The organism is Bradyrhizobium sp. 138 (assembly GCF_023074075.1).
Classification (GTDB): domain Bacteria; phylum Pseudomonadota; class Alphaproteobacteria; order Rhizobiales; family Xanthobacteraceae; genus Bradyrhizobium.
In genome coordinates this window covers 398,324-414,554 of record NZ_JADPKT010000022.1, presented here as the reverse complement: position 1 = coordinate 414,554, position 16,231 = coordinate 398,324, and the positions used below count along the sequence as shown (strand labels likewise).

Sequence of the window (16,231 nt, the reverse complement as noted above, 5' to 3'; positions counted from 1 at the left end):
GCCGTCTATTCGGAAACTGTCGTCACCACCGAGTTGACCGGGCGCTGGCTCACGGTCGGCAGCTTGGCGTCCTTGAGCAGCTCCTGGTCGAATTCGGGCAGCGACGATGCCGGGAATTTGGCGCGCATCGCCACCACCTTGTAACCGCCCGCCTTCAGGCGCTTGAGCAGCTCGGGCAGGGCTTCCGCGGTGTGATTCTGGAAGTCGTGCATCAGGACGATGCCCTTGCCCTTGGTGTCGAGCTTCTTCATCACGGTCTCGACCACCTTCTCGGGTTTCGAGGCCTTGAAGTCGAAGGAGTCGATGTCGCAGGAGAAGATCGCCATGTTGCGGTTGCCGAGATAGGTGACCATCTCCGGCGGATGCTGGAGCGCCGGGAAGCGGAAGAACGGCGAGGGCGAGATGCCGCCGAGCGCCCACTTCACCGCGGACAGGCCCTTCTCGATCTCTTCCTTGCGCTGCGCTTCGGTGAGCTTCTTGTTGTTGAGATTGGCGTGCGACCAGGTGTGGCTGCCCACAGTGTGGCCGGCCGCATAGACCTGCTTCAGGATCTCCGGCTCATAGGTCGCGTGCTTGCCGATGGAGAAGAAGATGCCGGTGGTGCATTCGTCGGCGAGCGCCTTCAGCACCGCGGGCGTGTTCTTGGGCCAGGGGCCGTCGTCGAAGGTCAGCACCACCTCCTTGTCGCGCAGGAAGTCGAGGTCCTTGAAATGCTCGAAGCCGAAGCCGGGGCCGCCCGTGGTGTCGATCTCGACGGTGCGGGCGACACCGAGCGCGCCCGGCGTGTTGCAAGCGGCGCGCGCCGGCTGCGCCGCCTGCTTGGGCGGGGGCGGATTGACGAAGCCCGCGGGCGCGGTGGCTGCTGCGGGGGCGGCGGCCGGAGCCGCAGCGGGTGCTGCCGCAGCCGGCGTTGCCGCCGGCGCAGCTTGCGTCGCAGCTGCGGGCTTTGCGGCCGGGGTCTGCGACCATGCAGCGCCGGTCATGGCCAGAGATATCGCGCTTGCCAAAATCAGTCCTGCCGCCACGCGCATGGTGTTGTCCTCAAGATTGATCCCGTTGTTCCGCCGCGGCTTTTCGCCTCCGGCAAAACCATCCTGCCCAAACAATCCTAGCCTAGATGGTGGGCCATCGCCATTGCAACGGCTGTTTGGCATCCCGCCGTAATTGTGCCCAACCGGATCGGGCGCAACTCGCGTCAACTGTCGGCCAGCACCCTTGCAATGGCTGTCTTGATCCGCGTGTCGGCCGGCTCGACCGTGGATGGAAAGACGTCGGCGATATAGCCGTCGCGGCCGATCAGATATTTGTGGAAGTTCCAGCGCGGAACCTCGCGAGGTCGCGCCTCGGCGGCCCATTTGTAGAATGGATGCGCCTTTGCGCCTGCTACGACGGCCTTGGCCGTGACCGGGAAGGTAACACCATATTGGTGATGCGCGGTCTCCGTGATCTCGCTGCTGCCGCCAGGCTCCTGACCGCCAAAATCATTCGAGGGCACGCCGATCACGGTGAGCCCACGGGCGCGAAACTCGGTCCAGAGCTCCTGCAGGCCGGCATATTGCGGCGTGTAGCCACAGAGCGAGGCGGTGTTGACCACCAGCAGCGGCTTGCCGGTGAAAGCGGCCAGCCGGATGTCGTCGCCGGACAAAGCGGGGAAGGAGAACGCATAGGCCGAGATCCGGCTCATGCCGCCATCGGCGAAAGCACGCGTGACCGGCATCAGCGTGCCAGCCAGCGCCATGGTGAGCATGGTCCTGCGATCCATCATGACGGCATCCCGAAATGATCCGGGCGCATGTTACTCCGCCGCTGCGATCCGCCTCGTCAACACCGCGTTATCGGGCGCGGTGACAGACTAGTACAGGCGGACGATGAAGTCGGTGCCTTCGCCGGTCTCGCCCTGGTTGATGCCCTGGTCGGAGATGATGATCGAGCCGCCAGTGGTCAGCATTTCGTTGATCTTCGCCATGGTGTCGGCGGGGATCGAGATGCGGCCGAGGGCCGCGGCCGGGCTGTCCGGCGTGACCACGGGCTTGGCAGTCACGGGCTTGGCGGCGACGGGGATCACGGCAGCGTCGCGCTGGCGGCGCGTGAGGCGGCCATCGTCCTCGCGTGCGGCAGAGCGCGCCGTGACCGGCAGCGACACCACCGACCAACGCAGCGCATTGGTATCGGTCTTGTCGAACTCGGCGGTGAAGATATGCGTGCCGAGCGGCCGGTCGCTCGTGGCGATCGTGACCGGCACCTCGAACAGCGGCGCAAAATTCTGCCGCACGTAGAGCCTGGAATCCTTGCGGCTGATGAAGACAGCGATCTGGCCGGCCCGCTTGGGGGCTTCCGGCTTTGCGGCCGGCGCCGGTTCGGCAACGCGGCTCTCGTCCTTCTTCGCGTCGGGCGAGGGGGCGGGCGCAGGTGTTGGTGCATCGGCCGTCTTTGCGGGGGGCGCTGCTTCCGTCTTGACCGGCTCGGCTTTGACGGCCTCGACCTTGTCGGCGGGCTTATCCTCGTTGGCCGGTGTGGCGGCATCGTCTGACTGCGGCTTGGCCGCGTCGGTTGCCTCGGCCGTGCTGGCCTTATCGGCCGGTGCGGCGGTTTCCTCGTGGGCCGGCGCCTTGCCCGTGGTCACATCGGACATCACGGCATGGCCGACGGAGGTGCGCAGCTCGAGCACGCCATCGGCGCTGGCGGTCTTGGTTTCGACAGGCTTGGTCTCGGCGGCTTTGGCCGGCGCTGCGCCCTTGTCTGCCTTGTCGCCGACATTGGTCTGCGGCTCGAGGCTGGCGGCGGGCTGCGGCGGCACGCGCATCGAGGCGAGCAGGGGATGGGAGAAGCTGTGCGGCGTCATTTCGCCGGGCGAGACGATGACGCGCGCGCCCATCCTGGTCCAATTCCACATCTTCATCGCGAACGACATCGGCATGCGGATGCAGCCATGCGAGGCCGGATAGCCCGGCAGCACGCCGGCATGCATGGCGACGCCGGACCAGGTGATCCGCTGCATGTATGGCATCGGCGCGCCGCTATAGATGTTGGAATGGTGGAATTTGTGCTTCTGGATGACGCTGAACACACCCATCGGCGTCGAGTGGCCCTTCATGCCTGTCGACACCGGAGATTCCGCGAACACGCCATTGGTGTCGTAGACCGTGACCTTCTGCCGGTCGATCGAGACGACGATGACGAGCGGCCCCTGTGGCTTGGTGCCGGCTTCCTTCTCGGCGACACCCTCTTTCTTGCCGGTCGCGCTGCGCTTCTGCGGCTTCTGGCGCGGTATCTCGGGATGCCGGTTCTGTCGGGCGTAATAGGATCCGTCGGAATAATCCGTCCAATAATAAAATGCTGCGTCTGCCTGGCTGGTCGCGCCGATCGCACCCGCCGCCGTCAAAATGGCGACCTGCCACAGCCGCGCCGGCTTGGCAGAAAAACCCGACCCGTTCACGCTGTTCATCCTCGAATCCATAATCCAAATCAGACGTTAGTCTCGCAAAGGGAATACGCGTTCACTAGCAGGGCGGTTCTGCCATCAGCGACTTTTGTCCAAGACGTAGCAAAAAAGCCTCACAGAGCGGTAAACGGCGGCCACCTCTGGCCGCCTGTCGTCTTCCTGTCGGGCTGACGCGTTCCTACATTGCGGGGACTTGTTACCGGAGAACTTCATGTCATCCCGTTTCCCTGGTCTTGCCGGCATCCGCTTGAAAGGCCTCGCCTTATTCCTCCTGGCCCTGGCTGTGCCGGCGGCGTCCGTCCAAGCCGCCGACGAGCCGGATCTGATCTTCCGCCGCTCCACCGTGTTCAAATGGATGAGCCCGAACGACAAGCTCGCGACCTATGGCCTCGACGATCCTGAAGTCGAGGGCGTCGCCTGTCATTTCACGGTGCCGGAGAAGGGCGGCTTCAAGGGCTGGCTCGGCCTTGCCGAGGAGGTCTCGGACATCTCGCTGGCCTGTCGCCAGGTCGGTCCGATCAAGTTCAAGAACAAGATGGAGCAGGGCGACGACATGTTCCGCCAACGCCGCTCGCTGTTCTTCAAGAAGATGCAGATCGTGCGCGGTTGTGACGCCAAGCGCAACGTGCTGGTCTACATGGTCTATTCGGACAGGCTGATCGAGGGCTCGCCGAAGAATTCAACCTCGACCGTGCCGATCATGCCGTGGGGACCGGCAGACGCAAACATCCAGAAGTGCGGCGAGTTCTTCACTCACTGACGCGCTCGCGTTTCACTGAGTGACGCGCTCACTCGGTGACAAAGCGTGGCTGGCCTGCGGTTTGACGAGATGCGAGCCGGTCAGCCGCGCGAATGCTTGTGGCGCGGCCTCAAAGCCGCGGCCAGACTGCAGCGACATCGCGCCGGCTGAGGCGACGCGACTGGGTCGCCGATCTCCGCCGTCCGTCCGTTGGTCCGCCTCGCGCGGCGTTGCGCGATCTTGCGCCACCATAATGGCCATCCCTCGAGTGAACGCGCCCGGTGATCCCGAGCGTCCAGGTTTCGATGGCTTGGGTCGCAGCCGACGCGCCCCCGGTTCGACAGGACCCAGCCTTCGTTTGCCGTTCTCTTCAGCAGAAAAACGTAAAATGCATGTGAAGCGGGTGAGGCGGGAGCGTGACGACGGCTGCGTTGGGTACGTCCGCGCACTGGAGCCGGAACTTGGCAGGCCGCGTTGAGCTCCGGCGAGACCCATCTGAAATGATTGGCGTTTTCGGCGAATTGTGTCGTCGTCCCGGACCGGACGAAACAATTCTCACGGAAAATGAAACCATTTTCCGCTTTTGGCGCATCACGGGCGAAACCGCCCATGGTTATCAACTTCACAACGACGAACGGCGCACCGCCGGCCACGGAAATTCGGAGACAAGACCATGCGCGCGCTCAGCTTCATCCTTGCTTTCGCTTTCGTGGTTGCCGGCTCCTCGTTCGCGGGCTCGCCGGACGGCAGTCTGCCCGGTATCGGCACCTTCCAGTACAGCGGCTCGCCGGTCATCACCGCGACCTCGCAGCCGATCGTGGTTGCCGCGCGCTTCTGATCGATAAACAAGAAAATCAGCCGGTAAAGGCCATCATGCTCGTCCGATTTTGCGCCGCTGCGTTCGTGTTTGCTCTGACGATCAATGCCGCTCAGGCGCAGGTGCGCGCGCCCACGAGACTACCGGATCCCCGCAGCGAGTTCGTGCGCCAGTGCGCACCGCGCATGATCGGGCGCTGGGAGCATCCGGAGGAAGTCTGCGGCTGCCTGCACGATCACGCCGCGGCCGCCGTCGAGGACCGCGATTTGCGCGAAGCGCTGTTGCGCGGCATCAGCGAGACCGGCGTGCCCACCATCGAGACTGACTGGGTTCCGGCCTCCAAGCAGGCCGAGATCGGCCCGACCTTCACCAAGATCGCCAAGCCGACCTTGCAGTGCATGTTCGATCCGGCGAAATAGCTTCTGGGGCCATCATTTTGTTTTCGGGCCGTGCCGCGGCACGCAAGAGCTCGTGCGTGAGACGCCCTTGTTAGTCATCTTTGCGCCGCGCACTTCCTTGACCTGTCCGGCAGGGCAGGTTCCGTCATCCACCAGCACGCGCTGACCGAGCTTCAGATCCACGATGTCCTGCTCGCGCCCGATGGTGGCAGCGCGTGCCGTCGAGGCAAGCGAGAGGGAGATCAGGAGCGAGAGGCAGGTCGCGTGGCGCAGTGACATCATGAAGGCTCCCGGAATCGATGACGCAATGTAGGGAGCGGTCAGCGATTCTGATAGTGAAGCCTGGTTATGCCCGCCGAACCGACCTGCTTGTCGCGCGCAAGGCTGACCGTGATTCCCGCGCGAGCCGTTCGGCGGATGCCACGAGTTGTGGAACCGCATGCCCTGAAAATCCCAACACGAAGCCGGGCAGAGGGCGCGCGCGCGAATAGGTGTCGGCCAATAGCCAACCTTCCGCGCCGGCCGCCTGCTTGGCTTGTGCGGCCACCGACAGGTCGACCGAGGGATCGAACCGGGCGACCAGATGCAGGCCTTGTGACGGCACCGGCACCGACAGTGCGCCATCGGATGCGGCTTCGAGCGTCTCGGCCAGCACATCGCGCGCCTCGCGATAGAGCTTTCGCACCCGCTTGAGGTTTGCAGCGAATGCGCCCGAGTTGAGCATGTCGGCCACCGCGCCTTCCATCAGCGTGCCGGGGAAGCGGTCGAGGGCGGCGCGCGCAGCCGTCACGTCCGCGATCAGGCGTTCGGGCAGGGCGCAATAGCCGATGCGCAGGCCTGGAAACAGCGTCTTGGCAAAGGTGCCGAGGTAGATCACGCGCTGGAGACGATCAATGCCGGCGAGCGACATCAGCGGTGCGCCGTCATAGCGAAACTCGCTGTCGTAGTCGTCCTCCAGCACGAAAGCGCCGGCGTGCTTGGCCCAGTCCAGAAGCTCGAGCCGCCGCGGCATCGACATCTGCACGCCCAGCGGAAACTGGTGCGACGGCGTGACATAGGCCGCGCGCGCGGACGGCGCCGCGGCGCGGCCCTTGGCGATCCGCATGCCGTGCGCGTCGACGGGAACGGGCACGGCGCGATAGCCGCAATGCGCAATGGTCTTGCGCGCGGCGGGATAGCCGGGGTCCTCGCACCAGACCTGGTCGCCTGCTTTGAGGATCGCGCTGAGCACGATGCGCAGGGCGTGCAGGGTGCCTGACGTCAGCATGATCTGATCGGGATCGCAGCGCAGCCCGCGCGCCGACAACAGATGATCGGCGATTGCCGCGCGCAGCTCGCGGCTGCCGCGCGGATCGCCATAGTGAAGGTGCTCGGCGCCGAAGGAACGCATGCGGCGGCCGACGAAGGCACGGAAGCGCTGCACCGCGCGTTCGTCGACATGCGTGCAACCGAGCGCGAACGCGCCTTGCCCGGGCGTTTCGACGATGACCTTCGGCTTGTTCGTTTCGGCCGCGCGCGCGGGGATACGCGCGGCGACGAACGTTCCGGAGCCGATTGTGGCTTCGGCAAAGCCGTCGGCGATCAGGCGCTCATAGGCGGTGACGACGGCGTTGCGCCGAAAGCCGGTCTGCTTGGCCAGCGTGCGCGACGGCGGCAGCGCCTCGCCGGGCTTGACGAGGCCGGAGACGATCATCTCGCACAGCGCCTGATAGAGTCGGTGCGCGGCGGAGGCGCCTGGCGTGACGTGCGGACCGGCGAGGTCGAGCGGCAGCTCGGTCTTGGCCGGTGGGGGGAGCGAATTGGTCGGAATTTTTTGCATGGAATTGGAACTATCGCAGACCAAATGCGCCGCTACAACTGCTCGCATAGTCTTCCAATCCGATCAGGAGCGGCCGTGAGCCAGACCGAGACCTCAAATTCCTATCCGACTTCGGCGCGCAACCAGGTGAAGCGCCGGCACGACCGCGGCTTCTATGATCACGACACGGTGCATCGCATCCTGGATTCCTCGATGCTCTGCCACGTCTCCTACGTGATCGACGGCCAGCCCTATTGCACGCCGACCTTCTTCTGGCGCGAGGGCACCAGGCTCTACTGGCACGGCTCGAGCGCAAGCCGGATGCTGCGCAATCAGACCAAGGGCGAGCGCGTGTGTCTCACGGTCGCCCATCTCGACAGCCTCGTGCTGGCGCGCTGCGGCTTCAACCACTCCGCGGACTATCGCGCGGTGATGGCGTTCGGCACCGCCTATCTCGTCACCGATCCCGAGGAAAAGGAGCGCGCGGTGATCGCGATGGTCGACCGCTTCTTCCCGGATCGTACCGCGAGCCTTCGGGCCAGCAACGCGCAGGAAATCAAGGCGACCTCCTTCATCGCCATGGAGATCGAGGAAGCCTCGGCCAAGATCCGCGCCAAGGGCGTCGCTGACGATGACGAGGACTATGCCTTGCCGATCTATGCCGAGCGCATCCCGGTACGCACCGTGATCGGCGCGCCGGAACCGTGCCCGCGCCTGCTCGACGGGGTTACGCGCCCTGCGACGTTGAATGGCTATTCGGAAGGGCGGCTGCTCGAAGATGCATTGCGGGATGCTTATTTTGTGGAGTACCCGGACGGCTGAAATCGGCTAGCTTGCACACTCCTTGGGACCATTGGAATGCCTGGAGTTGCCTGATGAATGCCGAAACGCAGCAGAGGATTCTCGACGCCGTCGATGCTGGCTTCGAGACCCAGCTTGCCACCACACGCGATTTCGTCGCGATCCCTTCGACCCGCGGGGCGGAGGGGCCGTGCCAGGACATGATCGGCGACCTCCTGCGCGAACGTGGCTACGAGGTCGACGACTGGCACATCAATGTCGACGACCTCAGGGATCTGCGCGGTTTCGGCCCGATCGCGCATGATTTCTCCAAGGCGCGTTCGGTGGTGGGGACCTACCGTCCGCAGACGAACGGCGGCAAATCGCTGATCCTTCAGGGCCACTGCGATGTGGTGCCCGCCGGTCCCCTGGAATTGTGGGACACGCCGCCGTTCTCGCCCGTCATCAAGGACGGCAAGATGTTCGGCCGCGGTGCCTGCGACATGAAGTCCGGCACCATCGGCGCGCTCTATGCACTGGATGCGATCAAGGCCGCGGGCCTCAAGCCGACGGCGCGGATCCATTTTCAATCCGTGATCGAGGAGGAGAGCACCGGTGTCGGCGCGCTCTCGACGCTGCAGCGCGGCTATCGTGCGGACGCCTGCTTCATTCCGGAGCCGACCGGCGGCAAGATGGTGCGCTCACAGGTCGGCGTGATCTGGTTCCGCCTGCGCGTGAAGGGGCACCCGACGCACGTGGCGTTCGCCGGCTCCGGCGCCAACGCCATCATGGCGGCCTATCATTTGATCCAGGCGCTGCAAAAACTGGAGATCGAGTGGAACGAGCGCGCCAAGGCTGACAGGCACTTCAAGACGCTGAACCACCCGATCAACTTCAACCCCGGCATCATCAAAGGTGGCGACTGGGCCTCCAGCGTTCCCGCCTGGTGCGACGTCGATTGCCGGATCGCGGTGCTGCCGGGCTGGTCGATCGCCGATCACCAGAAGGAGATCATGGCCTGCGTCGCGGCCGCGGCGCGCAACCACCGCTTCCTCGCCAACAATCCGCCGGAGATCGAATGGTCGGGCTTCTTGTCGGAAGGCTATGAACTCACCGACGCCGCCGAGCCCGAAGCCGCGTTCGCCAAGGCGTTCGGCAAGGTCTATGGCGGCATGCCGGAGGATCTCGTCTTCACCGCGCTCACCGACACCCGCTTCTACGGCCTCAACGAGGGCATCCCGAGCCTGTGCTTCGGTGCCAGCGGCGGCGAGATGCACGGCTTCAACGAATATGTCGAACTGGAGTCGCTGAAGAAGACCACCAAGGCAATGGCGCTGTTCATCGCGGAATGGTGCGGGGTGGAGAGGGCGTAGCGAGCGAGATCTCGTAGGGTGGGCAAAGGCGCGAAGCGACGTGCCCACCTATCTTCTCCGACATGACCAAGATCGTGGGCACGCTTCCGCGCTCGCGCTTCGAGCTACGGCGGACAAGCCGCTTTGCCCACCCTACGGAACCTCGGCCGAAGCGCCCGCTGCGCAAACCCATCGGCGTTCTCAAGATCCTTTAAGCTTAAAATAAAGACTAGGATGCCGGCCGCGACGGTGGCAGACTGGCGGCCGGTTCGCTGGACAAGTCTTCGGGAGTCAGAATGCGCGATTGGGATGATGCGTACGCCAATTCGGCCCATATCCCGGGTTCGGACAAGATGCCTGCGCAATGGGCGGAGCGGGCGGCGGCGTACCGCGCCGGATTGAAAGAGTTTCGCGCCGACATCGCCTATGGCGCCGGCGAGCGCCAGAAGCTCGACCTGATCTTGCCCGACGGCGACAGCAAGGGCCTCGTCGTCTTCGTGCATGGCGGTTACTGGATGCGGTTCGACAAGTCGACATGGACCGATCTCGCCGAAGGCGCGCGCCATCACGGCTGGGCCGTGGCGCTACCGAGCTACACGTTGACACCGGCCGCGCGCATCTCCGACATCACTGCCGAAATCACCGCCGCGATTGCCAAGGCCGCTTCGCTCGTCGTAGGGCCGATCCGGCTTGCCGGCCATTCCGCCGGCGGCCACCTCGTCTCGCGCATGCTGTGCGACGACAGCCGGCTCGAGCCCGCCGTCTTCAACCGTATCGCGGGCACGCTCTCGATCAGCGGCCTGCACGACCTTCGTCCGCTGCTGAAGACGAAGATGAACGAAACGCTGCGCATGACCATGGAGGAAGCGGCGCTGGAGAGCCCGGCGCTGCATCTGCCGCGCGGGCAGTCACCGGTCACGGCCTGGGTCGGCGGCGGCGAGCGCCCCGAATTCATCCGCCAGTCCGATCTGATGGCCAACATCTGGACCGGTTTCGACGTGCCGACCCGTCTCGTCGTCGATCCCGGGCTGAACCATTTTACCGTGATCGACGGACTGAAGGATCCGTCGTCCCCGATCACCGCGCGCCTGATCGGCCTCGACTGAGCAAAGCCGGGGACGATCGATCGAAAGGGCCTGCCCATGACGTCCAGCGATTACGATCCCACCAGCGAAGGCGCCGAGACCGATTTTGCCCGGCGCATGTCCTATGGCGACTATTTGGCGCTGGATGCAATCCTCGGCGCGCAGCATCCGCTCTCGGAAGCGCATGACGAGATGCTGTTCATCATCCAGCATCAGACTACCGAGCTGTGGATGCGCCTCGCCATCCACGAGCTCAGCGCTGCGCGCCGCGCCATCGCCGGGGACGAGGTGCAGCCTGCCATGAAGATGCTGGCGCGGATGTCGCGCATCTTCGAGCAGCTCAACAACGCCTGGGACGTGCTGCGCACCATGACGCCGAGCGAGTATACGCGCTTCCGCTCGCAGCTCGGACAGTCCTCGGGCTTCCAGTCGCGGCAATACCGGCTGATCGAATTCCTGCTCGGCAACCGCAATCACGCCATGCTGAAGCCGCACGCGCACGATGTGGAGACGACGAAGCTGCTGGAAGCCGAGCTCGCGACGCCCAGCCTCTATGATGAGGTACTGCGGCTCGCCGACCGCAACGGGCTCACGATGCCGGCCGCGGTGCTGACGCGCGATGTCAGCGAGACGCACAGCTTCAATGAAGGCGTGCTGCAGGCCTGGCGCATCGTCTACGAGGCGCCGGAGACCCATTGGATGCTCTATGAGCTCGCCGAAAAACTGGTCGACTTCGAGGATTATTTCCGCCGCTGGCGCTTCAACCACGTGACCACGGTCGAGCGTGTCATCGGCTTCAAGCGCGGTACCGGCGGCACCGGCGGCGTCAGCTATCTCAAGCGCATGCTGGAGGTGGAGCTGTTCCCCGAACTCTGGCGCGTCCGAACGATTCTGTAGAGATGCCCATGACCAGATATCGCGTCTATGACGACACCAAAGCTCTGTTCCATCTGCCTGACGGCGTGATCTATCTCGACGGCAATTCGCTCGGTGCGCTGCCGCTGGGGGTTGCCGAGCGCGTCAACCGCGTCATCACCACCGAGTGGGGCGTTGAGCTGATCCGCGCCTGGAACACCGCGGGCTGGTACGTCCAGCCGCGCCAACTCGGCGATCGCATCGCGCGGCTGATCGGTGCGGAAGCCGGCTCGGTGATGGTCGGAGACACGCTGTCGCTCAAGGTCTATCAGGCGCTCGCCGCCGCGCTCGACATGAATGCGTCCCGCAGGGTCGTCCTGTCGGACACCGGCAACTTCCCGACCGACCTCTACATGGCCGAAGGCCTGATCGCCACGCTCGGGCGCGGCCATCAATTGCGTCTGGTCGCGCCGGAGGAGATCGAATCCGCGCTGTCGGAGGAGATCGCGGTGCTCTACATCACCGAGGTCGACTACCGCACCGGCCGCCGCCATGACATGGTGCATCTGACTGCGAAAGCGCATGCGCTCGGTATCGTCACGGTCTGGGATCTCGCGCATTCCGCTGGCGCACTGCCGGTCGATCTCGCTGGAAGCGGCGCGGATTTCGCGGCGGGGTGCACCTACAAATATCTCAACGCCGGCCCCGGCGCGCCGGCCTTCCTCTACGTCGCACCGCGTCGCGCCGACAGTGCGCGCGCCGCGCTGTCGGGATGGATGGGCCATGCCAAACCCTTCGCATTCGAGCTTGCCTATGCGGCCGCCGGCGGCGTCGAGCGCATGCGCGTCGGCACGCCACCGGTGCTGGCGATGGCGGCCCTGGAGGCCTCGCTCGACATCTGGGACCGTGTCGAAATCGCGGAGGTGCGCGCGCGATCGCTGGCGCTCGGCGACTTACTGATCGCCGAAGTCGAACGGCGCTGCCCGTCTTTGAAGCTCGTCACCCCACGCGCCCATGAGCGCCGCGGCTCGCAAATCTCCTTCGCCTTCGACGGCGGTTACGCCGCGATGCAGGCGCTGATCGCCCGCGGCGTCATCGGCGATTTTCGCGCGCCTGACATCATGAGGTTCGGGATCACGCCGCTATACATTGGTGAGAGCGAGATCCTGCGGGCTGCCGAGATCATCGAGGAGGTGATTTCAGGCGAGGTGTGGCGACGGCCGGAGTACCAAGTCGTGCATGCGGTGACGTGAAAAAATCCATCACCAGAATGACGGAACTTAGAGGAGCCCATGCACAAGCCATTACCTCGGGCGTCATTGCTTTGCCGCGCGAAGCAATTCACGCTGAGGTAACAAGGAATTGGGAGGAGATCTAATGACGCCGCTCGAGAAACTTAAAGCGATGAAGATGCCGTTCGCCGAGCTCAAGGGCGTCGAGTTCATCGAGGCTGAGAAGGACCACGTGGTCGCGCGGATGACGGTCCGGCCCGATCTCTGCACGCTTCACCACACCATCCATGGCGGGGCCTTGATGGCGTTGGCCGATTCCGTTGGTGCAGCCGCGACCGTGATCAACCTGCCTGACGACGCCAAGGGCACAACCACGCTGGAGAGCAAGACCAACTTCATCGGTGGGGCCAAGGAGGGAACCACGGTCATCGCGACCGCCACCCCGGTTCACCGGGGCCGGCGGACCCAGGTCTGGACGACCCGGCTGGAGACCGACGACGGCAAGCTGGTCGCCATGGTGACCCAGACGCAGCTGATCCTGTAAGATTACGGGGCTTTGATTTTATTAACGAATTGGTCGTTCCCACTGCCTCCAACTTGGGCAGGTCCTCGTCTTGAAAATCATGGTGCGTTGCACAATATATGTGGCCTAGGGATTCGAACGCCTCCTCGAGGGACACCAAGAGGAGTTTTGACGTGGTACTTGAAGAGACCGTCCGCACCGCTCCGGGCTATGTGCGGACCTTGAGCCAGCAGGAAGAATTGCCGCTCCTGCGCGATCATCTGCTGAGGCTCGATGCCGCAAGCCGGCACGACCGTTTCAACGGCTTTCTCGACGACAGCTTCATCGAGCGCTACGCCGCCCGCTGCGCCGAGGACGGCACCGTGATCGTTGCCTATATCGTCGACGGCGTTGTCCGCGGTGCGGCCGAGCTGCATCCGCCGGAAGATGAGACCTTGCCTGAAGTGGCCTTCAGCGTGGAAGCCTCCGCGCGGCGCCAGGGCGTCGGCACCGTGCTGTTCCGCCGCCTGATCGCGGAGGCGCGCTGGAAGGGCTACAAGCGTCTGCGCATCACAACCGGTGCCGAAAATCACGCGATGCGGGCGCTCGCCAGGAAGTTCGGTGCCCATCTGGCGTTCCGCCATGGCGAATCGACCGGCACCATTGATCTCGCCAAGACGCCGGAAGCCGAGCTCGCCGATCTCGCAGCTTCGCCCTTCACCGCAGGGCGCGCTCTTCTCAGCTTCAATGCGACCTGCTGGAAGATCATCTCCAGCATGTACGGCAATCGCGCCGCCTGACCTCGAATGGCGGACTGAATCAAAAAGCGGACCGGCATCGCCGGTCCGCTTTCGTATTCAGCGGGGCGTGAAATGAACGCCTAGGTGCCGGTGCGCTTGTCGTTGCCGAAACGGCGAACGACGCGGCGCTCGACCACGACGGAGCGCTGGGCACCCTGTTCGCCGGCGATCACGCGCGTCGCAGTGATGCGGCTGTTGGTGCGCGCCTGCTTCTTCACCTCGGCCTGCACGACATCGAGCGGCATTCCCATCAAGGCCGCGGCGATCTCGGCCTGCTGCTCCTGATCGTCGGTGATGCCGATGGCGGCGAAGATCGCCTCGTCCAGGGTGGGCGGATCATGGCGGACGCGCCGCGTGCCATATTTGGTATTCCAGTCTGCGCTCATAACGGCCTCGTTTTGATGCCGGGATACCTAGTGCCACCAATGTTGCATTGCAATATGAAATTGGTGTGGCATCTCAGCTATGCACCGGTCGGGTGTCATGGCAGTGGCGCCACACCGGCATCGACCTCAACCCGCTGCTGTGGCCAGCGTTTCAGGGCGGCGTGTCCGGCCTCGGTGAGCCCGTAGATTCCCCGGTCGGCCCGTTCGAACCACCCATACACGTTGTTAAGCAAGATTTTGCCAGCATCAGGACAGCGTTCGCGCAATTCGCGCACCCGCCGCGGCCCGTCAGCGAGCGCGAAGGCGCAGGCCAGCGCCTGCTGCCGGTAGGCCGTCATGATCGGCGCGCGGGTGCCGCCGCCAAGCACGGGATCGCCCTGGCGGCGCTGATGCTCGGCGACGAGGCGCGAACGGACCTTCGGCTCGCGGCGCGGCGCCGCCGTCGGCGGCTTCACCAGCACCTCGACCTGGCCGCGATCGGTGACGCCGAGCATGCCGAAGCCGAGGCGCCGGCACAGATTGCGATAGCGCGCGTCGCTCTCACGTCCCTTGCCCCGGATCGACATCTTCGCCGCGATCCAGACCTCGTCACCGGCCGGCGCGCGATCGACCGCCTGCAGGATCAGCTCGAGATTGAAGGCGAGCTTGAGCTCGCCGATCACCACCACCGGCGGATCGCCGGCGCTGAGGCCCACGAGATCGCAGCCGCCGATCTCGCCCTTCACGGTGAAGCCGAGCTCCTCGAGGAAGCGTTTGACGGGCAGGTAGAGTGCGGTTTCCAAGGGAGCGTCCGATCGGAGAATCAGTCGCGAGCAGTCTAGCCCGGATCGGATTTGGGACTCTGCGCCATTTGATCGGGAACCTGTGGTGCGGTTATCCTATCGGCGGGACCGCCGGGTGCTTGACCAAGATGACGATCAGGAACGGGCTCTATCACATCCGCATCCAGATGCTGGATGCTGTGCAGGGCGGCAATCAGGGCGTCATGGTGCTGCGCGACGGCACCATGCGGGGCGGCGATTCATTCTTCTTCGCCTATGGCAGCTACACCTCGGCTGACGGCAAGTGGAAGGGCGAGCTGACCAACGAGGAGCACTCGCCCTCGTTCGACGAGCGCCCTGTGTGGGGCCGCAAAATCGTGACCATCGGCTTCAGCGGCACCTACACCGACGAGACCGCCTATGGCGAAGGCATCGCGCTCGCCGGCAAACAGAGCATCCGATTCAAAGGCAATCTTCGGCTGTTGGTGCCCGATTGATCACACCCGCCCGCCGACCGGGATCAGCGCACCGGTGACGCCGCTTGCGGCGTCGCTGGCAAGGAACAGGATGACTTCGGTGAGTTCCTGCGGCGTCACCCATCTGGAGAAGTCCGCCTTCGGCATGTCGGCGCGGTTGGCCCTGGTGTCGATGATCGACGGCAGCACCGCGTTCACCGTGACCTTACCCTTCCACTCGCTGGCAAGTGCTTCGGTGAGGCGGTGCACGCCTGCCTTCGAGGCCGCATAGGACCCCATGCCGCTGCCGGCCTGGAGCGCGCTCATGGCGCCGATATTGACGATGCGGCCGGCCTTGGACGCCGCGAGGTGCGGCAGCGCCGCGCGCGAGGCGTTGAGCGCGGTCAGGACATTCAGTGCGTACATGCGGTGCCAGGTCTTGATGTCGCCGTCGCCGACGGTCTCGAAGGCGAAGCCGCCGGCGATGTTGATCAGCGCATCGATCCGGCCGAAATGCCTTGCCGCCGCGCCGACCGCCGTCTTCGCCTTTGCTGCGTCGGACAGATCGACGCCGCCGATCTCGATGCTTTCAGGCGTCGCGGGCGCTTGCGAAGGCGCGTGGTCGATGCCGGCCACGCGTGCGCCGCGTGACTGCGCGGTCTCGGCAACGACCTTGCCGAGCGCACCGAGTGCGCCGGTCACGACAATGATTTTTCCCTGCACCATGCTCTCCGCCGTTTCGCTTCACCGCGACTTTTGCGTCGAGCGAATTGGACTTGCAATGGCGGCAGCTTCAAGGCTGGGCTATAGATGCAACTTTAGGTCGTTG

At 64.7% G+C, this 16,231-nt stretch carries 19 protein-coding genes; 11 read left to right on the top strand and 8 right to left on the bottom strand.

The window, feature by feature from the left end:
- Positions 1-5: 5 nt before the first annotated feature.
- From IVA79_RS13725 to IVA79_RS13715, 3 genes are all read right to left on the bottom strand, one after another.
- Entirely contained in the window at positions 6-1,031 is a 1,026-nt protein-coding gene (locus tag IVA79_RS13725; protein WP_247553584.1) for a polysaccharide deacetylase family protein, read from the bottom strand.
- Positions 1,032-1,195: 164 nt separating this feature from the next.
- Entirely contained in the window at positions 1,196-1,765 is a 570-nt protein-coding gene (locus tag IVA79_RS13720) for a glutathione peroxidase (RefSeq protein WP_247553583.1), read from the bottom strand.
- Positions 1,766-1,852: 87 nt separating this feature from the next.
- A complete protein-coding gene (locus IVA79_RS13715; RefSeq protein WP_247553582.1) occupies positions 1,853-3,445 on the bottom strand; it encodes a L,D-transpeptidase in 1,593 nt (530 codons plus the stop codon).
- Positions 3,446-3,653: 208 nt separating this feature from the next.
- Between IVA79_RS13715 and IVA79_RS13710 the strand changes: the two genes are divergently transcribed.
- The 3 genes from IVA79_RS13710 to IVA79_RS13700 all read left to right on the top strand — a co-directional run bounded on the left by IVA79_RS13710 (position 3,654) and on the right by IVA79_RS13700 (position 5,417).
- Positions 3,654-4,202, top strand: coding sequence for a CreA family protein (locus IVA79_RS13710; RefSeq protein WP_247553581.1), 549 nt, complete (start codon positions 3,654-3,656; stop codon positions 4,200-4,202).
- A 652-nt stretch (positions 4,203-4,854) separates the two neighbouring features.
- The gene (locus tag IVA79_RS13705) at positions 4,855-5,019 is read left to right on the top strand and encodes a hypothetical protein (RefSeq protein WP_247553580.1); all 165 of its coding nucleotides are present in this window, start codon (positions 4,855-4,857) and stop codon (positions 5,017-5,019) included.
- A 35-nt stretch (positions 5,020-5,054) separates the two neighbouring features.
- A complete protein-coding gene (locus tag IVA79_RS13700; RefSeq protein ID WP_247553579.1) occupies positions 5,055-5,417 on the top strand; it encodes a hypothetical protein in 363 nt (120 codons plus the stop codon).
- 12 nt (positions 5,418-5,429) lie between these two features.
- Here the strand turns inward: IVA79_RS13700 and IVA79_RS13695 are convergent, their stop codons facing one another.
- Positions 5,430-5,675 carry a DUF6719 family protein gene (locus tag IVA79_RS13695; RefSeq protein ID WP_247553766.1) on the bottom strand — a complete coding sequence of 82 codons (246 nt, stop codon included), beginning with the start codon at positions 5,673-5,675 and terminating at the stop codon, positions 5,430-5,432.
- Positions 5,676-5,742: 67 nt separating this feature from the next.
- Positions 5,743-7,215, bottom strand: coding sequence for a PLP-dependent aminotransferase family protein (locus tag IVA79_RS13690; RefSeq protein WP_247553577.1), 1,473 nt, complete (start codon positions 7,213-7,215; stop codon positions 5,743-5,745).
- A 75-nt stretch (positions 7,216-7,290) separates the two neighbouring features.
- Here IVA79_RS13690 and IVA79_RS13685 point away from each other — a divergent pair, with 75 nt between their 5' ends.
- From IVA79_RS13685 to IVA79_RS13655, 7 genes are all read left to right on the top strand, one after another.
- Positions 7,291-8,016, top strand: a complete 726-nt coding sequence (locus IVA79_RS13685; RefSeq protein ID WP_247553576.1) for a pyridoxamine 5'-phosphate oxidase family protein — start codon at positions 7,291-7,293, stop codon at positions 8,014-8,016.
- 53 nt (positions 8,017-8,069) lie between these two features.
- Positions 8,070-9,347, top strand: a complete 1,278-nt coding sequence (locus IVA79_RS13680) for an ArgE/DapE family deacylase (RefSeq protein WP_247553575.1) — start codon at positions 8,070-8,072, stop codon at positions 9,345-9,347.
- A gap of 275 nt (positions 9,348-9,622) precedes the next feature.
- Positions 9,623-10,432, top strand: coding sequence for an alpha/beta hydrolase (locus tag IVA79_RS13675; RefSeq protein ID WP_247553574.1), 810 nt, complete (start codon positions 9,623-9,625; stop codon positions 10,430-10,432).
- A gap of 36 nt (positions 10,433-10,468) precedes the next feature.
- Positions 10,469-11,308, top strand: coding sequence for a tryptophan 2,3-dioxygenase (kynA, locus tag IVA79_RS13670; RefSeq protein ID WP_247553573.1), 840 nt, complete (start codon positions 10,469-10,471; stop codon positions 11,306-11,308).
- A gap of 8 nt (positions 11,309-11,316) precedes the next feature.
- Complete coding sequence (gene kynU / locus IVA79_RS13665) at positions 11,317-12,519, top strand: kynureninase (RefSeq protein WP_247553572.1); 1,203 nt, start codon at positions 11,317-11,319, stop codon at positions 12,517-12,519.
- A gap of 124 nt (positions 12,520-12,643) precedes the next feature.
- A complete protein-coding gene (locus IVA79_RS13660) occupies positions 12,644-13,042 on the top strand; it encodes a PaaI family thioesterase (protein ID WP_247553571.1) in 399 nt (132 codons plus the stop codon).
- 152 nt (positions 13,043-13,194) lie between these two features.
- Positions 13,195-13,800, top strand: coding sequence for a GNAT family N-acetyltransferase (locus IVA79_RS13655; protein ID WP_247553570.1), 606 nt, complete (start codon positions 13,195-13,197; stop codon positions 13,798-13,800).
- Between the two features lie 80 nt (positions 13,801-13,880).
- On the opposite strand, the gene IVA79_RS13650 is transcribed toward IVA79_RS13655, so the two are convergent.
- Together IVA79_RS13650 and IVA79_RS13645 are read right to left on the bottom strand one after the other, a co-directional pair.
- Positions 13,881-14,186 (bottom strand): hypothetical protein, encoded by a 306-nt coding sequence (locus IVA79_RS13650; RefSeq protein WP_166816623.1) that lies wholly within the window; start codon positions 14,184-14,186, stop codon positions 13,881-13,883.
- Between the two features lie 95 nt (positions 14,187-14,281).
- Positions 14,282-14,968 (bottom strand): DUF2161 family putative PD-(D/E)XK-type phosphodiesterase, encoded by a 687-nt coding sequence (locus IVA79_RS13645; RefSeq protein ID WP_247553569.1) that lies wholly within the window; start codon positions 14,966-14,968, stop codon positions 14,282-14,284.
- Positions 14,969-15,096: 128 nt separating this feature from the next.
- Between IVA79_RS13645 and IVA79_RS13640 the strand changes: the two genes are divergently transcribed.
- Entirely contained in the window at positions 15,097-15,444 is a 348-nt protein-coding gene (locus IVA79_RS13640; protein ID WP_247553765.1) for a GrlR family regulatory protein, read from the top strand.
- Here the strand turns inward: IVA79_RS13640 and IVA79_RS13635 are convergent, their stop codons facing one another.
- Entirely contained in the window at positions 15,445-16,125 is a 681-nt protein-coding gene (locus IVA79_RS13635; RefSeq protein WP_247553764.1) for an SDR family oxidoreductase, read from the bottom strand. It lies immediately after the preceding gene.
- Between the last annotated feature and the right edge of the window lie 106 nt (positions 16,126-16,231).

Coding starts and splice junctions, on each gene's coding strand:
- IVA79_RS13650 (WP_166816623.1), bottom strand. CDS start 14,186: ATGAGCGCAGACTGGAATACCAAATATGGCACGCGGCGCGTCCGCCAT.
- IVA79_RS13690 (WP_247553577.1), bottom strand. CDS start 7,215: ATGCAAAAAATTCCGACCAATTCGCTCCCCCCACCGGCCAAGACCGAG.
- IVA79_RS13695 (WP_247553766.1), bottom strand. CDS start 5,675: ATGTCACTGCGCCACGCGACCTGCCTCTCGCTCCTGATCTCCCTCTCG.
- IVA79_RS13640 (WP_247553765.1), top strand. CDS start 15,097: ATGACGATCAGGAACGGGCTCTATCACATCCGCATCCAGATGCTGGAT.
- IVA79_RS13660 (WP_247553571.1), top strand. CDS start 12,644: ATGACGCCGCTCGAGAAACTTAAAGCGATGAAGATGCCGTTCGCCGAG.
- IVA79_RS13715 (WP_247553582.1), bottom strand. CDS start 3,445: ATGAACAGCGTGAACGGGTCGGGTTTTTCTGCCAAGCCGGCGCGGCTG.
- IVA79_RS13710 (WP_247553581.1), top strand. CDS start 3,654: ATGTCATCCCGTTTCCCTGGTCTTGCCGGCATCCGCTTGAAAGGCCTC.
- IVA79_RS13680 (WP_247553575.1), top strand. CDS start 8,070: ATGAATGCCGAAACGCAGCAGAGGATTCTCGACGCCGTCGATGCTGGC.
- IVA79_RS13700 (WP_247553579.1), top strand. CDS start 5,055: ATGCTCGTCCGATTTTGCGCCGCTGCGTTCGTGTTTGCTCTGACGATC.
- IVA79_RS13705 (WP_247553580.1), top strand. CDS start 4,855: ATGCGCGCGCTCAGCTTCATCCTTGCTTTCGCTTTCGTGGTTGCCGGC.
- IVA79_RS13725 (WP_247553584.1), bottom strand. CDS start 1,031: ATGCGCGTGGCGGCAGGACTGATTTTGGCAAGCGCGATATCTCTGGCC.
- kynU (WP_247553572.1), top strand. CDS start 11,317: ATGACCAGATATCGCGTCTATGACGACACCAAAGCTCTGTTCCATCTG.
- IVA79_RS13720 (WP_247553583.1), bottom strand. CDS start 1,765: ATGATGGATCGCAGGACCATGCTCACCATGGCGCTGGCTGGCACGCTG.
- IVA79_RS13675 (WP_247553574.1), top strand. CDS start 9,623: ATGCGCGATTGGGATGATGCGTACGCCAATTCGGCCCATATCCCGGGT.
- kynA (WP_247553573.1), top strand. CDS start 10,469: ATGACGTCCAGCGATTACGATCCCACCAGCGAAGGCGCCGAGACCGAT.